General features: G+C 73.7%; 15 protein-coding genes. 8 read left to right on the forward strand and 7 right to left on the reverse strand.

What is annotated here, in order from left to right:
* Window positions 1-139 precede the first annotated feature (139 nt).
* Window positions 140-1,081, forward strand: a complete 942-nt coding sequence (locus SZN_RS16680; protein ID WP_007496447.1) for an amidohydrolase family protein — start codon at window positions 140-142, stop codon at window positions 1,079-1,081.
* A gap of 24 nt (window positions 1,082-1,105) precedes the next feature.
* Here the strand turns inward: SZN_RS16680 and SZN_RS16685 are convergent, their stop codons facing one another.
* From SZN_RS16685 to SZN_RS16695, 3 genes are all read right to left on the reverse strand, one after another.
* Window positions 1,106-1,381 (reverse strand): hypothetical protein, encoded by a 276-nt coding sequence (locus SZN_RS16685; protein ID WP_007496449.1) that lies wholly within the window; start codon window positions 1,379-1,381, stop codon window positions 1,106-1,108.
* 210 nt (window positions 1,382-1,591) lie between these two features.
* Window positions 1,592-2,797, reverse strand: coding sequence for a glycoside hydrolase family 64 protein (locus SZN_RS16690; protein ID WP_007496451.1), 1,206 nt, complete (start codon window positions 2,795-2,797; stop codon window positions 1,592-1,594).
* A 515-nt stretch (window positions 2,798-3,312) separates the two neighbouring features.
* The gene (locus SZN_RS16695; protein WP_007496452.1) at window positions 3,313-4,173 is read right to left on the reverse strand and encodes an oxygenase MpaB family protein; all 861 of its coding nucleotides are present in this window, start codon (window positions 4,171-4,173) and stop codon (window positions 3,313-3,315) included.
* A 426-nt stretch (window positions 4,174-4,599) separates the two neighbouring features.
* On the opposite strand from SZN_RS16695, the gene SZN_RS16700 reads away from it, so the two are divergent.
* From SZN_RS16700 to SZN_RS16725, 6 genes are all read left to right on the forward strand, one after another.
* Window positions 4,600-5,061 carry a DUF6325 family protein gene (locus tag SZN_RS16700; protein WP_007496454.1) on the forward strand — a complete coding sequence of 154 codons (462 nt, stop codon included), beginning with the start codon at window positions 4,600-4,602 and terminating at the stop codon, window positions 5,059-5,061.
* A 52-nt stretch (window positions 5,062-5,113) separates the two neighbouring features.
* Window positions 5,114-5,413, forward strand: coding sequence for an SHOCT domain-containing protein (locus SZN_RS16705; protein WP_007496456.1), 300 nt, complete (start codon window positions 5,114-5,116; stop codon window positions 5,411-5,413).
* Window positions 5,410-6,834: a chloride channel protein gene (locus SZN_RS16710; RefSeq protein WP_007496459.1), complete on the forward strand. Its 1,425-nt coding sequence runs from the start codon at window positions 5,410-5,412 to the stop codon at window positions 6,832-6,834. The genes SZN_RS16705 and SZN_RS16710 overlap by 4 nt, the downstream gene beginning before the upstream one ends.
* A gap of 14 nt (window positions 6,835-6,848) precedes the next feature.
* Window positions 6,849-7,811, forward strand: a complete 963-nt coding sequence (locus SZN_RS16715; RefSeq protein ID WP_007496460.1) for a cyclase family protein — start codon at window positions 6,849-6,851, stop codon at window positions 7,809-7,811.
* A 125-nt stretch (window positions 7,812-7,936) separates the two neighbouring features.
* Window positions 7,937-9,523, forward strand: coding sequence for a GMC oxidoreductase (locus SZN_RS16720; RefSeq protein WP_043731181.1), 1,587 nt, complete (start codon window positions 7,937-7,939; stop codon window positions 9,521-9,523).
* A gap of 151 nt (window positions 9,524-9,674) precedes the next feature.
* On the forward strand, window positions 9,675-10,514 hold the full coding sequence (locus tag SZN_RS16725; RefSeq protein ID WP_244313370.1) for an SDR family oxidoreductase: 840 nt from the start codon (window positions 9,675-9,677) through the stop codon (window positions 10,512-10,514).
* 142 nt (window positions 10,515-10,656) lie between these two features.
* Here SZN_RS16725 and SZN_RS16730 read toward each other — a convergent pair whose 3' ends face one another.
* Complete coding sequence (locus SZN_RS16730) at window positions 10,657-12,495, reverse strand: glycoside hydrolase family 15 protein (protein WP_007496466.1); 1,839 nt, start codon at window positions 12,493-12,495, stop codon at window positions 10,657-10,659.
* A gap of 277 nt (window positions 12,496-12,772) precedes the next feature.
* On the opposite strand from SZN_RS16730, the gene SZN_RS16735 reads away from it, so the two are divergent.
* Window positions 12,773-13,729, forward strand: a complete 957-nt coding sequence (locus tag SZN_RS16735; RefSeq protein WP_007496468.1) for a YhjD/YihY/BrkB family envelope integrity protein — start codon at window positions 12,773-12,775, stop codon at window positions 13,727-13,729.
* Between the two features lie 139 nt (window positions 13,730-13,868).
* Here the strand turns inward: SZN_RS16735 and SZN_RS16740 are convergent, their stop codons facing one another.
* The 3 genes from SZN_RS16740 to SZN_RS16750 all read right to left on the reverse strand — a co-directional run bounded on the left by SZN_RS16740 (window position 13,869) and on the right by SZN_RS16750 (window position 16,427).
* Window positions 13,869-14,876 carry an esterase/lipase family protein gene (locus SZN_RS16740; RefSeq protein WP_007496469.1) on the reverse strand — a complete coding sequence of 336 codons (1,008 nt, stop codon included), beginning with the start codon at window positions 14,874-14,876 and terminating at the stop codon, window positions 13,869-13,871.
* A gap of 437 nt (window positions 14,877-15,313) precedes the next feature.
* Window positions 15,314-16,129 carry a hypothetical protein gene (locus tag SZN_RS16745; RefSeq protein ID WP_007496472.1) on the reverse strand — a complete coding sequence of 272 codons (816 nt, stop codon included), beginning with the start codon at window positions 16,127-16,129 and terminating at the stop codon, window positions 15,314-15,316.
* Between the two features lie 16 nt (window positions 16,130-16,145).
* Complete coding sequence (locus tag SZN_RS16750) at window positions 16,146-16,427, reverse strand: acyl carrier protein (RefSeq protein ID WP_007496473.1); 282 nt, start codon at window positions 16,425-16,427, stop codon at window positions 16,146-16,148.
* Between the last annotated feature and the right edge of the window lie 18 nt (window positions 16,428-16,445).

A 16,445-nucleotide genomic window follows, 5' to 3' on the forward strand; every position in this document is an offset into this window, starting at 1 on the left:
TCGTGTGACGCGCCGGGACCCGCGCGGTGACGCGCCGGGACCCGGGCCGCGGGAGACGTCTCGGCACGGGTGGACGTGCCGTAGGCGGGCTGTCATGCTCCGTCGGGTGTCCGGCTCGGTCGCGGGAGGAGAGTGGCCCTTGGACAGTGCGCGGCGCGACGGCGCGGAAGCCGGTGAGGTCCGCCGCTTCTGGCGGGAGCTGGGGCTTCCCGGACTGGTCGACGTCCACACGCACTTCATGCCGGAGCGTGTGCTGCGCAAGGTGTGGGCCTACTTCGACGCGCTCGGCCCGCTGACCGGCGGCGTCGCGTGGCCGATCACCTACCGGGCGGAGGAGGACGAACGGGCGGCACTGCTACGGGAGTTCGGCGTGCGCGCCTTCACCGCGATGCTCTATCCGCACAAGCCGGGCATGGCCCGCTGGCTGAACACGTGGGCGGTCGGCTTCGCCCGCCGGACCCCCGACTGCCTGCACACCGCGACCCTCTTCCCGGAGCCCGGCGTCGAGGAGTACGTCCGGGAGGCCGTGGCGGCGGGGGCGCGCGTCTTCAAGGCGCACGTCCAGGTGGGGGCCTACGATCCGGCCGACGAACTGCTGCGCCCCGCCTGGGGGTTGCTGGCGGAGGCGGGAATCCCGGTGGTGATCCACTGCGGTTCGGGGCCCGCACCGGGCAAGCACACCGGGCCGGGGCCGATCGCGGAGGTCCTCGCGCGGCATCCGGATCTGCGGCTGGTCGTGGCCCACCTGGGGATGCCCGAGTACGAGGAGTTCCTGGACCTGGCCGAACGGTACGGGGAGGTGCGGCTGGACACCACCATGGCGTTCACCGACTTCACCGAGAAGCTGATGCCGTTCCCCCGCCGGGCCCTGCCGCGGCTGGCGGACCTGGGCGACCGGGTGCTGCTCGGCTCCGACTTCCCCGCCATCCCCTACCCCTACCTCCACCAGCTGCGGGCCCTCGAAGGGCTGGGGCTGGGCGCGCGGTGGCTGCGGGCCGTGTGCCACGACAACGCGGCGCGACTGTTCGGGCTCGACGGTCCGGACACGGCCGGGCGGCCGGCCACGGGGCCGGCCGCCTGACGTGATGCGGCAAGGGACCGTCCGTCAGAAGGCGGTGTTGCTGCAGCCCATCGTCGAGCCCAGCTCGGTGCTCTGGCTGCCCGAGTTGCCCTCGCCGTTGAGGCCGTTGCCCAGCACTCCGTTGAGCAGGCCGACGACGCCGAGGATGTCGATGTTCAGGTCGTGGGACTTGCACTGCGTGCTCTGCTGGACTTTGTAGTCGTTGCCCTGCGGGCCGTCGGCGTACGCGGTGCCGGAGGCCAGGAGTCCGGCGGTGCCGATGGCGGCGACCACGACGGCGGCCTTGCGAAGCTTGTGCATGTCATCTCCGGTGGAGTGAGGTGAATGCGACCCATTTCGAGCCGGTTCCTTACGAATACGAAACAATAGGTAAGGAATGTCCCGAATCGCCCTTGGGCGCGCCGATATTGACGATCTCGCCCGCACGACACCCGAAGGGACGCGCCGCGTTGCCTCACCCCCGGCCGGAAAAGCGGGCCGCGCGTGCGCGGCCCGCCGTCCCGCCCGTCCTCAGTTCAGGGGGTCGAGCGTGAGGTCGGCCTGGACCGGGGTCCCGGCGTAGACGAGGGACTCCTGCTGGCCCACGTCGTCGAAGGCGAAGGCGTACGCCTTGCCGTCGGCCATCTGTTCGTGGATCCTGCGGGCGTACTGGTTGGTGACGCCGTCCTTGTAGAAGGAGCCGGAGCCCGCGTCCGGCTGATTGGCGTTCACCAGCAGCGTGGAGCGGTTGAATCCGGCGCACAGGGTGCGCGAGATCGGGCCGCGCACCTGGTCGTTCGGCGCGTCGAGCTTGCGGTGGCAGCCGAAGACCGAGGAGGCGTCCGGCTTCTCGAAGCTGGTGACGACGGCGCCGGAGGTGTTGGTGAAGTTCATGACGTTGCCGGAGACCCGCCCGAAGTACTTGACGGACGGCTGGTTGGCGAACGGCGTGACGGTCAGCGTCGAACTCGTGTACTTCCGCCAGACGCGGTTGACGTAGTCGTCCATGACCGAGGCGGGCAGCGCGCCCGTCTCCACTCCGTACAGCGGCGACAGGGCGCGCAGCACCGTGCCGTCGGGGCGGGTCTGGATCAGGTTGGACCAGCCGCCCGACTGCCCCCGGAGGGCGGAGAAGAAGCCCTTGTACCCGCCGGCCTTGAGGCGTCCGGCACTGGCGGCGGTGCCGTCGGACCGCCGCACCCCGACCGTGTACGGCACCGAGAACATGTCGACCTGGGTGCTGTTGATCCACAGACCGGAGTCGTTGAGCGTGTACTCCGACCAGTTGAACAGGATGTTGCGGTTGGGGTCGCTCGGGTTCTGCACCGCGGGCTGGACCAGACCGCCGGTGGTCAGCTTGAAGACCAGCTTCTGACCGTAGGAGAAGTAGACGCGGCCGGAGAACTTGGGCATGCGGATGGTCATCGAGCGCCCGGCCGCGGGCCCGGTGATGGCGGCGTCGGGAGCGGGGGTCGGCGGGTTGCCGCCCGCGGGCCACGGGCGGAAGGTCCCGTTCGCGTCCGCCCAGCCCTGGCGGCCGGTCGACAGCTCGGTGCCCAGGTTGTAGATGTACACCTGGTCACCGCGGGCAGAGTTGTTGGTGATCTTCAGGGGGATCGTCGCCGGGACGGCGGCCTGGGCCGGGGTGCTCCATCCGGTCGCCAGCAGTGAACCTGCGGCCACCGTGGCGAGGGACAACCCCGTGGCTGCGACCCGGCGTTCGAGCGTCCTCAACATCCCTTATCTCCGTTCGACGAGGGCCGGTGCGGGTTCTGAGAGCGCTCTCAGCGTCTCGCCTTGGTCTGGACCTGTCAATGGATACGGAGGAAAGTCGTCCGTTCCGGACCGGCCCGGAGCGCCGGAGCCTGCCGCGGCGCGGACCGACGGGGCTGTCCGGGCGCGGTGGACGGGCCGCTGAGGCGCCGCCCGGCCCCGGCCGCGCGGCGCCTCAGCGGCCCGTCCACCGGCTGCCGGGAACCGGCGGGCTGTCGACGAGCGTCGCACGCAAGGGATTTCACCGGCGGACGCGCGGTCCGGCCGGGCCCGGCGGTGGCCGTGGCGGTGGCGGTGGCGGTGCATCCTCGGCGCGGGGCGACGTCCTGCACGGCGCGCTCACCCGTCATCTCGCGGGACGGGCCCGGCTGACCGGGCCGGACCTCGCCGGCGCCCTGCGGGCGGCGGCCCGGGTGGCGTCCCGCGCGTCCGCTTCCTTCGGCACCCGGGCCTGGACGCGGGACACGTGACGCCGTGGCTCACGTGGGCGGGGACGGCCGGCGCGGGCTCATCGCCCAGCGGATGGTGCGGGTCAGGGCCCGGCCGGTGGGGCGTACCGCCAGATCCTCGACGACCGGCACCCGGGGCAGCCGCAGCATGCCCCGCGCCCACGGCGGCAGCAGGGCGACGGAGTTCGCGGCGAGGCCGCCGTAGAAGGGGCGCACCGCCAGGGGCAGGGGCGGCTGGAAGAGGATGAACCGGGCGGCGGCGCGCGCCTCGGCCGTGGCCCGCAGTTCGGGCCGGTGGGCCGCCAGCCGCTCGGACAGCTCGCGGCGGTCGCGCGGCGGGTCGGCCACACCGAGCGCCTCGGCGACCCGGGCGGTGTCGGCGACGTAGCCGTCCTGGCCGGCCGGGTCCAGCGGGCGGGCGCCGTAGCGCTGGTGGGCGCGCAGGAAGCTGTCCGTCTCCGCGGCGTGCACCCAGCTCAGGAGGTGCGGGTCGGCCGCGTGGTACGGCTCCCCCTCGGCCGTCGCCCCGCGGATGCGTTCGTGGATGGCGCGGACGTGGTCGACGGCGAGGCGGGCGTCGTCGGCGGTGCCGAAGGTCGTCACGGCGAGGAAGGTGCTGGTGCGCTGGAGTCGGCCCCACGGATCGCCGCGGTAGCCGGAGTGGCCGGCGACCGCCGCCATGGCGAGGGGGTGCAGGGACTGCAGCAGCAGGGCGCTGAGGCCGCCGATGAACATGGACGCGTCGCCGTGGACCGTGCGGATCGGGCGGTCCGGGCCGAACCAGCGCGGGCCGGGCGTCTCATGGATGCGGGCGCGTGTCGTGGGCCCGTCGGGCCCGGCGACCCGGCGGAACAGGGCCTGGCCCAGGTGGTCACGGAACACGGTCAGCACGGTCGGCCTCCCCTCTCCTGCTGCCCAGTGTCCTCGATGGGCGGCCGGTGCACAGGGGGCGGCGCACGATCGGCGGGCGGCTGCCGGGCCGCGCGGGCCGAGGCGGGCCGAGGCGGGCCGAGGCGGGCAGGCTCGGCGGGAAACCGGGGAACGGGGCGGCGTACGCCCCCGGCTCCTCGCGCGGCAGGACCGCGCGGTGGCCGCGAGCTCCGCGCCGCCGCCCCCCGCGCTCCCGGTCACGGCTGTGGGATTCCGGCCGGGCGCCGGGTGTCCGTGCCGCGGCCGCTCCCACCGGACGCGTGGACATGCAGCGGACCGGGCCTGGTGCTGCAATGGCTGAAGGGCCGTGCCTCCGGCCGGTGTGCGCGATCCCGCGGCGCGGGCGCGGCCGGGCCCGACGCGCTTTCGAGGACCTGAGGAGTGGCCATGCAGCAGGACATCGGGGACATGGGGCCCGTCGACTACCTGATCGTCGAGTTTCCGGGCAGCCGTATGACGGGCGAGGGCCTGCCCCTGCTCGTCGACCTGGTCGAGCGCGGTGTCATCCGCGTCCTGGACCTCGTCTTCGTCCGCAAGGACACCGACGGTTCGGTCACCGCGGTGGAACTGCGCGACACCGGCGACGAGGTCGATCTGACCGTGTTCGAGGGCGCCTCCTCCGGCCTGCTGGACCAGGGCGACCTGGACGAGGCCGGGGCCGCGCTGGAGGCCGGGAACTCCGCCGCCGTCATCGTGTACGAGAACCTGTGGGCCGCGCCCCTCGCGCGTGCGCTGCGGCGCGGCGGGGCCGAGGTGGTGGCGGGCGGGCGGATCTCCGTGGACGCGCTGACGGCCTCGCTGGAGGCGGCGGAGGCGGCCTCCGCGGGCGCCGCGGCCACCGGCCGCTGAACCGCACCAGGTACCGACCCGGGGGGCTCGCGAGCACAGGGAGTGGAACGACATGCCAGGACTCCTTCGCGGTGTCGCCCGCACCGCCGTCATCTCGGGCACGGCGACGGCCGTGTCCCAGCGTGTCTCCCGGCGGCAGGCGGGCCGCTGGGCCGAGCAGGACCGCGAGCAGGGCGGGCGCGGCGGGCGCCAGGCGCCCGCCGCGCCCGCCGAGCCGCAGCCTCAGCCTCAGCCGAACGCCGACGACATGACCACGAAGATCGAGCAGTTGAAGCAGCTCGGTGACCTCAAGGCCCAAGGGGTGCTCACCGACGAGGAGTTCGAGGCCCAGAAGCGCCGGATCCTCGCTTGACGGGCGGGGAGCGGACCGGCGGGGAGCGGACCGGCGGGGAGCCGGCGGGCACGGAGCCGGCGGGCACGGACACCTCCGCCGGACGCACCCAGCCGGAGGAGGCCGACCGGCTGCGCGAGCTGCTGCGCACCCCCGCCTACCAGAAGGCGCTGCTCTTCTCCGCGCTCATCGGCGTGCCGGTCTCGCTGGCCGCGTTCTGGTTCCTGGCGGGCCTGCACGAGCTGGAACACCTGGTGTGGTCCGATCTGCCGCGGGGACTGGGCTGGAACACCCCGCCCTGGTGGTGGCCGCTGCCCCTGCTGACCCTGTCCGGACTGCTCGTCGGACTGATCGTCCGGCATCTGCCGGGGGCGGGCGGGCACGTTCCCGCCGCCGGTCTGCACGCTCCCGGCCTCTCCCCGGCGGCGCTGCCGGGTGTCGTCCTCGCGGCCCTGGCGAGCCTGCCGCTGGGGGCGACCCTCGGCCCGGAGGCGCCCCTGATCGCGCTCGGCGGCGGTCTGGCCCTGCTGCTCGCGAAGGCGGCGCGGGCCCCGGTGACCGACCGGAGCGCCGCCCTCCTCGGCGCGGCGGGCGCCGCCGCCGCACTCCCGGCGATCTTCGGCAGCCCGCTGGTCGGAGCGGTGATCCTGATAGAGGTGGCGGGGGTGGGCGGTCCGCGGCTGTTCGCCGTCATGCTCCCGGCGCTGCTGTCCAGCGGCATCGGCTCGCTCGTCTTCACCGGGTTCGGCCGCTGGACGGGGCTGTCCACCGGCGACCTGTCGCTGACCGTGGGCGTGCCGTCGCCGCGCCTGGACGCGGGGGACGTGCTCTGGGCCGTCCCGATGGCCGTCGCGATCGGTCTGGCCCTGCACCTGATCATCGACGCCGGGCGGCTGACCGCGGTGTTCACCGCCGGACGGACCCTTCCTCGCACGGTGCTGTGCGCGCTGGCCGCCGGGGTGTGCGGCGCGCTCTACGCGCTGGCCACGGACCGCTCGCCGGTGGACGTGGCCTCCTCCGGCCAGGGCCCGCTGGCCCAGCTCGCGCAGAACCCGCACTCCTGGGGCGTCGGCGCGCTCGTGGCGGTCCTGGTGTTCAAGGGGCTGGCGTACGCGCTGTGCCTGGGCGCCCTGCGCGGCGGCCCGATCTTTCCCGCGCTGTTCCTCGGGGGCGCGGCGGGTGTGCTGCTGGCGCCGCTTCCCGGGCTGGGCGTGGTGCCGGGGCTGGCCGCGGGCATGGCGGCGGCCGCCGCCGCGGCGCTGCGGCTGCCGGTGAGCAGCGCGGTCCTGGTCGTCCTGGTCATGGGCGGTACCGAGATGACCCCGGTGGTGATCCTCGCCTCGGTCGTCGGGTTCGCGACGGTCCAGCTGCTGCCGGCCGGCCGTGCCGTGCCGCCCGTGGGCGGGCCCGCGCCGGCCGGGGGCCGTACCGGGAGCACCTGAGAGGAGGCGACCCCATGAGCACCGGTGTCCCGCGTCCCGTTCCGGCGCCCGCCCGCCCCGGGCCGCGCATGTCCGGCGAGTCGTTCCGCGCGCTGCACCGCGGGCTGTGCGAGGCGGCGGGCGCCGCGGCCGGACCGCGCGGCGCCCTGGTCCGGCTGACCCCGGAGCGGGTCGCGGCCGCCGCCCGGGAGGTGCGCACCGGCCGTACGGTCTCCCTGGCCGCGCCGATCGGGACGGTACGGGGACCCGACGATCCGCAGCCCGCCTCGTACCGGATGATCGCGCCGGCGCCCGGGGAGTCCGTCGCCGAGGGGGTGCACTTCGCCCGCGACCGGTTCGCGATGAACGTGCACGGTGACGCCGACAGCCATCTCGACGCGCTGTGCCACGTGATGTTCGACGGCGAGCTGCACGGCGGGGTCCCGGCGGGGGCGGTGACGCCGGAGCACGCCGGGGCGCTGACGCTGGACCTGGTGCGGGACGGGATCGTCGGGCGCGGCGTGCTGCTGGACGTCCCCCGGCTGTGGGACCGGCCGTGGCTGGAGCCGGGCGAGCAGGTGAGCGCCGGGCACCTGGAGGCCGCCGAGGCGGCGCAGGGCGTCACCGTGGGACCGGGCGATCTGCTGTTCGTGCGCCTGGGGCACCGGCTGCGCCGCCGCACCCTCGGCCCCTGGGACCCGGGCGAGGGGCGGGCGGGACTGCATCCGCGGGCGCTGCGGTTCGTGGCCGGGCGCGGGGTCGCGGTGCTCGGTTCGGACGGCAACAGCGACGCGGCCCCGAGCGCGGTGGCCGGCGTGGACTATCCGGCGCACGTCCTGGCGGTGCACGCGCTGGGGGTCCCTCTGCTGGACTACCTGGACTTCGAGGCGCTGACCGCGGTCCCGGACGCGACCCGCCGGCCCTTCCTGTGCGTGGTGGCGCCGCTGCGGCTGCCGTCGGCCACCGGCTCCCCGGTGAACCCGATCGCCGTGCTGTGAGCCGCCGGGCCGGGCGCCCGGCGCGGATGCCGCTCCCCCGGACGGCGTATACGTTCGGAGGGGGCGCGAGAACGCGTCCGGGCCGCCGCCTCGGCGGGGCCACCCCAGCGAGGACGGTGGTCGTCATGGCCGACGTCGACTTCCCCCCGTACGACGTCATCATCATCGGCTCCGGGGCGGGCGGGGGAACGCTCGCCCATCGGCTCGCGCCCTCGGGCAAGCGGGTCCTGATCCTGGAGCGGGGCGGGCATCTGCCGCGTGAGCGGGACAACTGGGACTCCACGGCCGTGTTCGTCAAGGGCAGGTACCGCGCGCCCGAGTTCTGGCTCGACCGGCACGGCGAGGAGTTCCCGCCCGAGGTGAACTACTACGTGGGCGGCAACACCAAGTTCTACGGGGCCGCCCTGTTCCGGCTGCGGCCCGAGGACTTCGGGGAGATCCGGCACCACGGCGGCCTCTCCCCCGCCTGGCCGATCCGCTACGAGGACCTGGAGCCGTACTACACCCGGGCGGAGCACCTCTACCGGGTGCACGGCCGGCACGGCGAGGACCCCACGGAGGGCCCGTACAGCGCGCAGTACGCCCATCCCCCGGTCGCACACGAGCCGCGTATCCAGCAGTTGAGCGACGACCTGGAGAAGCAGGGCCTGCACCCCTTCCACCTGCCCATCGGCGTGGACCTCACCCAGGACGCGCACGGCGCCGCCACCCCCTCCAGCGCGTGCATCCGCTGCGACCGTGTCGACGGGTTCCCGTGCCTGGTCCGGGGCAAGTCGGACGCCGAGGTGGTCTGCGTGGAGCCGGCGCTGCGGCATCCGAACGTCGAGATGCTCACCCACGCGCGCGTCACCCGGCTGGACACCGATCCGGCGGGGCGCAGCGTGACCGCCGTCGAGGTGGAGTTCGGCGACGGCGGACGGACCCGGCTGGCGGCGGACGTGGTCGTCGTGGCCTGCGGCGCGGTCAACTCGGCCGCGCTGCTGCTGGCCTCGGCCGGGGACCGGCACCCGGACGGGCTGGCGAACGGCTCCGGCGTGGTGGGCCGGCACTACATGCGGCACAACAACCTGGCGTTGATGGCCGTGTCGAAGGAGCCCAACGACACGGCGTTCCAGAAGACGCTGGCGCTGCACGACTGGTATCTGGGCGCCGACGACTGGGACTTCCCGCTCGGCGGCATCCAGATGCTCGGCAAGTCCGACGCCGAGCAGATCCACGGCGAGGCCCCGCGCTGGGCCGGGGCGGTGACGCCCGACATGCCCTTCGCGGTACTGGCCCACCACGCCGTCGACTTCTGGCTGTGCGGGGAGGACCTGCCGCGGGCCGGGAACCGGGTCACCCTGGAGAGCGACGGCCAGATCCGGCTCACGCTCGACGAGCACAACAACACCGCCGGACTCGGCCGGCTGCGGCACAGGCTCCAGCACCTGCTGGGGCGGCTGGGCATGCACAAGCACCGTCTGCTGCCGCACAGCATCTATCTGCACAAGGGCATGCCGATCGGGGCCACCGCGCACCAGGCGGGCACGGTGCGCTTCGGCACCGACCCGGCGTCCTCGGCGCTGGACGTGCACTGCCGGGCGCACGAGGTCGACAACCTGTACGTGGTCGACACGAGCTTCTTCCCGAGCGTCGGGGCGGTCAACCCGTCGCTGACGGCGATGGCGAACGCCCTGCGGGTGGGCGACCACCTCCTGGAACGGCTGGGCTGACCGACCCGCCGTCGCGCGGGCGAAGTCGCTCGGCCGGTCGGCGCAACAGCGCCTCGCGCCGTACACCCGCGCCCGGCCCGGGTGATGGGGTGGCGCCCTGACCTCCGGGCGGCCGCCCGGGGGCCTCACCGCCGGGCAGGAGACCGTGACCGTGACTTCCCCGAAGGGCGCGCCCCGCGACCTCGTCCCCTTCCCTCTGCTCGCGGGCCAGAAGGCCCTGGTGACCGGCGCGAACTCCGGGATCGGCCGGGCCACGGCCGTGGCGATGGGCCGGGCCGGGGCGGACGTGGTCGTCAACTACGTGTCCGGCCGCGAGGAGGCCGAGCGGGTCGTCGGGGAGATCACGTCCTTCGGCGTGCGGGCGATGGCCCACGAGGCGGACGTCTCCGACGAGGACCAGGTCGTCGCCATGGTGGACCGCATGGTCGGGGAGTTCGGCACCATCGACATCCTGGTCGCCAACGCCGGGCTCCAACGCGACGCCCCCTTCACGGAGATGACGCTCGCCCAGTGGCGGAAGGTCCTCGACGTCAACCTCACCGGCCAGTTCCTGTGCGCCCGGGAGGCCACCAAGGAGTTCCTGCGCCGCGGTGTGGTCCCGGAGGTGTCGCGCGCCGCGGGGAAGATCATCTGCATGAGCTCCGTGCACCAGGTCATCCCGTGGGCCGGGCACGTCAACTACGCCTCGTCCAAGGGCGGGGTGCAGATGATGATGGAGACCCTGGCCCAGGAACTCGCGCCGCGGGGGATCCGGGTGAACGCCATCGCCCCCGGCGCCATCAGGACCCCCATCAACCGCGACGCCTGGGACAGCCCCGAGGCCCGTGCGGACCTGCTGAAGCTGATCCCGTACGACCGCGTCGGCGATCCCGAGGACATCGCGCACGCCGCCGTCGGCCTCGCCTCGGACCTCATGGACTACGTGGTGGGCACCACGCTGTTCGTGGACGGCGGGATGACGCTCTTCCCCGGCTTCGCCACCGGCGGCTGAGCGCGCGAGGACCACGGCCCGGACGGAACCCCGGAGCACTGCACGCTCCAGCCGCCGGCGGACGCCCCGCCCCGGCTCCCGCCCGAGCCCGAACCCGAACCCGAAGGAGAGCACGGTGCCGGTTGCTGCGGGACGCGTGAGGTCACTTCCGGTCGAGGGCGCCGTTCAGGGTGATCGCCGCGTCGATGAGGGCGAGGTGGGTGAACGCCTGCGGGAAGTTGCCCAGTTGGCGGCCGGTCGGCGCGATCTCCTCGGAGTACAGGCCCAGATGGTTGGCGTACCCCATCATCTTCTCCAGGACCAGCCGGGCCCGGTCGGTCCGTCCGGCGCGGGCCAGGGCGTCGACGTACATGAAGGTGCACAGCGAGAACGTGCCCTCCGCGCCGCGCAGGCCGTCGGGCGAGGCGCCGGGGTCGTAGCGGTAGACGAGGCTGTCGCTGACCAGTTCCTGTTCCATGGCGGTGAGCGTCGACGTCCACATCGGGTCGTCGGGGGTGAGGAAGCCGACGGTCGACATGCGCAGCAGCGAGGAGTCGAGGACGTCGCTGCCGTAGTGCTGGACGAACGCCTGCCGTCCCGCGCTCCAGCCCTTGGTCATGACCTGCCCGTAGCAGGCGTCGCGGGCCAGCTTCCAGCGGGCGATGGCCGCCGGTCTGCCGTTGGCCGCGGCGAGGCGGATGGCGCGGTCGAAGGCCACCCATGACATGACGCGGCCGTAGGTGAAGTCCTGGCGGCCGCCGCGGGTCTCCCACAGGCCCTCCTCGGGCTGGTCCCAGTGGTCGGCCAGCCATTCGAGGTTCGTCAGCAGCGCGTGCCAGCCGTGGTGGCCCAGTTGCAGGCCGTGCCGGTGGGCGAAGTAGATGCTGTCGAGGGCCTCTCCGTAGATGTCGAGCTGGAGCTGGCCGGCGGCGCCGTTGCCGATGCGCACGGGGGCGGACCCCTCGTAGCCCGCCCAGTGGCCGAGGGTCTGCTCGTCCAGGTCGGAGGAACCGTCCACCCGGTACATGATGTTGAGGGGGCCGGTGTCGCCGTCCTTGCCCGCGCGCTCCTTGACGCGGTCGGCGAGCCAGCGGATGAACGCCATGGCCTCGTCCTTGAAGCCCAGTCCCAGCAGGGCGTACACGGAGAAGGACGCGTCCCGGATCCAGGTGAAGCGGTAGTCCCAGTTGCGTTCGCCGCCCAGTTGTTCGGGCAGGGCCGCGGTGGGGGCGGCGACCACGGCGCCGGTGGGCGCGAACGTCATCAGCTTCAAGGTGATCGCGGAGCGTTCCACGCTCTCGCGCCAGCGCCCCGTGTAGCGCGACTGGTGCAGCCAGGACCGCCAGAACCGCACGGTGTCGTCGAAGAGTTCCCGGTACGCGGCGAGCCGCAGCTCCCTCGGCGGGTCGTCGGCGCCCCACTCCAGGGCCAGTCCGCGCTCCTGCCCCGCTTCGAGGGTGAGGGTGAAGTGCAGGGCGTCCCGGCGGTCGACGAGGAGGTCGAGCAGCCGCTCGTCCTCGGGCTCGCGGATCGGATGCACGGTCAGCCGCGCCCCGCCCTCGGCGGTGAAGACCGCCCCGCGCTCGCTGATGTGCAGCCGGTGCGGCTGCCTGCCGTAGTCGAAGCGGGGCGCTATTTCGATGTCGAACTGCATCCTGCCGCGCACGCAGCGGACCATGCGCACCAGGCGGTGGCGCTCGGTGACCGTGGTGCCGGTGACGGGCATGAAGTCGACGACCTCGCCCGCGCCCGCCTCGGTCATGAAGCGGGTGACGAGGATCGCCGTGTCGGGGAGGTACAACTGCTTCGTCGCGTACGAGGGGTGCCGCGGCCGGACGGTGCAGTGGCCGCCCCTGTCCTTGTCGAGGAGGGCCCCGAACACGCTGGGCGAGTCGAAGCGGGGGGCGCAGAACCAGTCGACGCTGCCGTCGGTCGTCACCAGTGCCGCGGTCTGGAGGTCGCCGAGGAGGCCGTGGTTCTCGATCAGCGGGTAGTCGTCCATCGGACCGCCCTTCCGGTGCGCGCTTCACCCGAACGCCCCCGGCATCAGGGTAGGCCGGGGGTCCCGGATCGGCGCGCGGGCAGGGGCCGGGCCCGTGGGCGGGCGGTCCGGGCCGGGGCCGGGCGCGGGCGCGGGGCATGGGCGACCCCCTCGGGAGCGCCGTACGGGTCGAGCGTACGCACGGCCGCGACCTGCCGCATCCCGTGCCCCGGACGCCCGTGCGGCCCCGTGCGCCCGGCGGGGTGCCGGGGCGCGGTTCGTCGCGCACCCTGGGGTGATGGAGACGTCGTCCGGCCGGCAGGAGGGGCCCGCGGGGGGACCCGGCTCCGGGCGCCGGGTCCCGGCGCCGCTGCGCGCGGCGTGGTGGCGGGCCGTGTTCGGGGCGTGGGCGGTCCGGCTGAGGGCCGTGCACGCCCGGCTGGAGGAGCGCCTGCCGGTCGTCACCGGCATCGTGGACCGCTTGATCGCGGTGAACATCTTCGACTCCGCCACCCGGATCGCGGCGCAGTGCTTCCTGACGGCCGTGCCGCTGCTGTTCGTGCTGGGGGCGTACGCCCCGGAGGCCGTGCAGGAGCAGGTCATCACCTCCGTCAGCGCCGTCTTCGGTCTGAGCGGGCAGACGAAGGCGCAGGTGGAGCAGGCGTTCGCGCCGCCGAACGAGGAACTGCGCCAGGCGACCGGGCTGATCGGCGCGCTGATGGTGCTGCTGTCGGCGACGGCGGTGAGCCGTGCGGTGCAACGGCTGTGCCGCCGGGCCTGGTTGCTGTCCCGGGCCGGGGCCAGGGTCGCCCCGTGGCGGTGGCTGGCGTGGATCGCCCTGTGGCTGGGGGCGCTGGTCGTCCAGGGGCTGCTGCACAACGGGTTCGGGCTCGGCGTGGCGCTGGGCTTTCCGGTCATCCTGCTCATGCAGGCGGTCATGTGGTGGTGGACGCAGCACCTGCTGCTCGGCGGCGCCGTGCGCTGGGCACCCCTGCTGCCGGGGGCCGTGATCACGGCGGTCGCGGTCAGCTGCCTGTCGGTGACCGCGAACTTCTACATGCCGCGCGCCCTCGACCGGGCGCTGACCGACTACGGTTCCGCGGGCTCGGTCTTCGTCCTGCTGTCCTGGCTGATCGTGGTGTGCGTGGCGGTCGCGGTCGGCCTCAGCGTGGGCGCCGTCCTGTCCCAGGAGCCCTTCCTGCGGCGCCGCCTCGGCACCCCGCGGTCGCCGCCCGGGAAACGGGAACATCCCTGACCGGAGGGCGGGTTGCCGCCGCCGGGATGCCGGGCGGCGGTGCGGCACGGGAGGGGGCCGGGCCGGGCGCGCCGCCGCCGGCGGCCCTTCGGCCACGGCGGCACGGACCGGCACGGCCCCGCGGTGCACGTCCCCGGGGTCAGCCGCCGAGCAGCGGCAGCGTGAGCCCGCAGCGCACCGGCCGGGCGTGCGCGGGGTCGAGGGCGTTGCTGACGACCTGGGCGGCGTTCGCGTCGTAGGCGAGCGACAGGTGGTCGGAGACGTCGTCGGGGCAGATGTCCTGGATGAGGATGTTCCGTACGGTGGCGCCGGGGCCGGCCTTCAGGAAGTTGTTCCGGTAGGGCGTGGCGAAGACGTCGTACCGGGTGGCGACGACCGTGTACCGGACGCCCGGCCGGGTGTCGCCGCCGCGGTCCAGTCTCCGGTTGACGGCGGAGCCGGCCATCTGGTCCGACCACGCCTGGCCGACGGCCGCGGACACGGCCGGGTTGAGCCCGAGTCGCGTGGTCACGGTCCCGATGCCGGAGAGGCTCCCGCCGTGGTTGGAGGGGGCGAGGGCGATGAGGCTGCGCACCTTGTTGCGCCGGGGGTTGCCGGCGTCCGTGCCGCCCTCGAACCGCAGGTACCAGCGGGGCGTGGGGCCGCCGCCCTGGGAGTGCCCGACGATGTCGACCTGGCGTGCTCCGGTGGCCTCGCGCACCCGGTCGACGTAGCGGGCGATCTCGCGGGCGGACTCCGGGACGGGGCCGGTGGCCTTGAACGGATTGCCGGGCGTACCCCCGTAGTTGGGGGCGAAGACGCAGTAGCCCTGCCGCTTCAGATAGGGCGAGAGCATGCTCCAGTTGTTGAAGGCGTTCGCGGCGGACCCGTGGAGCAGGACGACGGGGCGCGGGTGTTCGCGCGTGGGGCGGCAGTTCCAGTCGTCGGCCCCGGCGGGCGGGGCGTCCGGGTGGAGGAGTCCGCCGGCCACGGCCGTGGGGACGTCGAGGACGCGGCCGTCGCGTGCCGGGGGCGACGGTGTGCCGGACGCCGTGGCCGGGCCCTGGAGGCCGACGGCCAGGGGGAGGGCGAGGCCCGCGCCGAGGGCGGCGGCCCATCGGCGGCGCGGGCGGTGCGGCCGTCTCGGGGAGACCTCTCGGTGCGACATCGGGCCACTCCTCTGCTCGGGTCGGCCGGGCGCCGACCCGAGGATCATCGGCGAGGCGTCTGCCGTACCGCCCGGCAGCCGCTCTCGGCACCTCTGATGGAGCAGACGGATTTCATCCGTCCGGCCCAGGGGAGGGGACGCGGGACGGGTGGGGCGGGTGGAGCGGGTTCGGGGCCGGGTGCGCCGAGGCGGGGCGGCGGCCGGAAGACCGCCGGTTCGCGGCACACAACTGCCCTGTCGGGCAATGAGGTTGGCGCCCTTTCACGCCATCCCCGCTCGCTCCGTTGCGGGTTGGGGCGGTCGTGGGGCGGGGCGGCGGGGCGCAGGCCCCGGGTCTCCGCGGCGCGGGCTGTCAGCCGGGTGTGCGCCCGGGACCAGCCGGCCGGCTCGGAGGGACTCAGGTCGGCCACCGCCGCCAGGTCCGACGCCAGAGCGGCTCAGTCGTCCCAGGCGGGGCTGGTGTTGGGGGGGTAGGGAGAGCTGGAGGCGCCGTTCACCCAGTCGTCCACGTCCCGTCCGTCCCATTCCAGCAGCGTCTCGGCGTGCCGGATGCACATGTCGAAGTCGAGGCTCCCGAAAAGACGGCTGACGGTGATCTGCTGATTGAGCTGCTGGTACCCCTTGCCTGTCCTGTATTCCATCTGCACCGTGGTCCGCAGCAGCCCGAGGCGCAGATCCCCGTCCACCACGGCCAGGATCCCCTGCTGCACGTTGCTGTCCTTCTCCTGCTGCCCCTCGTTCTGGACCGCCAACTGGCCGATCTTCCGGACGGAGTTGATGATGCCGGTGAGCGTGTCCGGCGTCACCAGACCACCGACCAGGTCGGTCACCGCCGAGATGGCCGGCGACAGGGAGAGGGACGAGATGTATTCATCGCGGCTGTCGTCAGTGACCTGGGCGAGGAACGGCATCGTTTCGAACTGGAGCTCGAAGATGATCCACCGAATCAGATCGAACAGGGTGGATGACTGATCGAAGCCGGCGGAGTCCTCGGTCTTGCGCAGGATGGTGGCGGCCACGGACTGCCATGAGCCGAAGGGCGCCAGCGGCCCCAGGCCGGGCAGCCCGCCGCTGTCCCCGCCACAGGTGTTGCCCACCCCCGTCTCCTGGTCGCCGTAGTCGAGCTCGCGGCCGACGGGACCCGGCAGGCCGAGCTTCGCCAGCGCCTCCCGCGGGGGCGCCTGCTTGGGCTGCGCCCACATGGCGATCGCCAACGCTTCGCGCAGTAACTGCTGTTGATTCACCGTGCTCACGGCTGTCCTCCGGCACTCAGGGGCGGCTGGCGTACTGCTCGCGCGACTCGCAGATCAACCGCTCGACGTCCTGCACGGTCTGCACCCGGAGGATGGCCTCGAAGCCCAGGTTGACCAGGAAGCCCAGCTCGACCGCGCCCAGCAGTCGGAGGAGCTTCATGGAGTCGACCCCCGGCAGCTCGGTCACCATGGTGGTGTCCTTGATCCCCTCGGGGCACTCCGCGTCGCTGAGATCCAACTTCTCGCGGATCAGGGAGTACAGCCGCTCTCGCTCTTGGGGGGGCAGATGGGTGTTCATGGCTGCTCCTCATGGAGG

Source organism: Streptomyces zinciresistens K42 (genome assembly GCF_000225525.1).
Taxonomy (GTDB): domain Bacteria; phylum Actinomycetota; class Actinomycetes; order Streptomycetales; family Streptomycetaceae; genus Streptomyces; species Streptomyces zinciresistens.

Coding starts and splice junctions, on each gene's coding strand:
- SZN_RS16740 (WP_007496469.1), bottom strand. CDS start 14,876: ATGTCGCACCGAGAGGTCTCCCCGAGACGGCCGCACCGCCCGCGCCGC.
- SZN_RS16730 (WP_007496466.1), bottom strand. CDS start 12,495: ATGGACGACTACCCGCTGATCGAGAACCACGGCCTCCTCGGCGACCTC.
- SZN_RS16715 (WP_007496460.1), top strand. CDS start 6,849: ATGAGCACCGGTGTCCCGCGTCCCGTTCCGGCGCCCGCCCGCCCCGGG.
- SZN_RS16750 (WP_007496473.1), bottom strand. CDS start 16,427: ATGAACACCCATCTGCCCCCCCAAGAGCGAGAGCGGCTGTACTCCCTG.
- SZN_RS16705 (WP_007496456.1), top strand. CDS start 5,114: ATGCCAGGACTCCTTCGCGGTGTCGCCCGCACCGCCGTCATCTCGGGC.
- SZN_RS16690 (WP_007496451.1), bottom strand. CDS start 2,797: ATGTTGAGGACGCTCGAACGCCGGGTCGCAGCCACGGGGTTGTCCCTC.
- SZN_RS16735 (WP_007496468.1), top strand. CDS start 12,773: ATGGAGACGTCGTCCGGCCGGCAGGAGGGGCCCGCGGGGGGACCCGGC.
- SZN_RS16700 (WP_007496454.1), top strand. CDS start 4,600: ATGCAGCAGGACATCGGGGACATGGGGCCCGTCGACTACCTGATCGTC.
- SZN_RS16685 (WP_007496449.1), bottom strand. CDS start 1,381: ATGCACAAGCTTCGCAAGGCCGCCGTCGTGGTCGCCGCCATCGGCACC.
- SZN_RS16720 (WP_043731181.1), top strand. CDS start 7,937: ATGGCCGACGTCGACTTCCCCCCGTACGACGTCATCATCATCGGCTCC.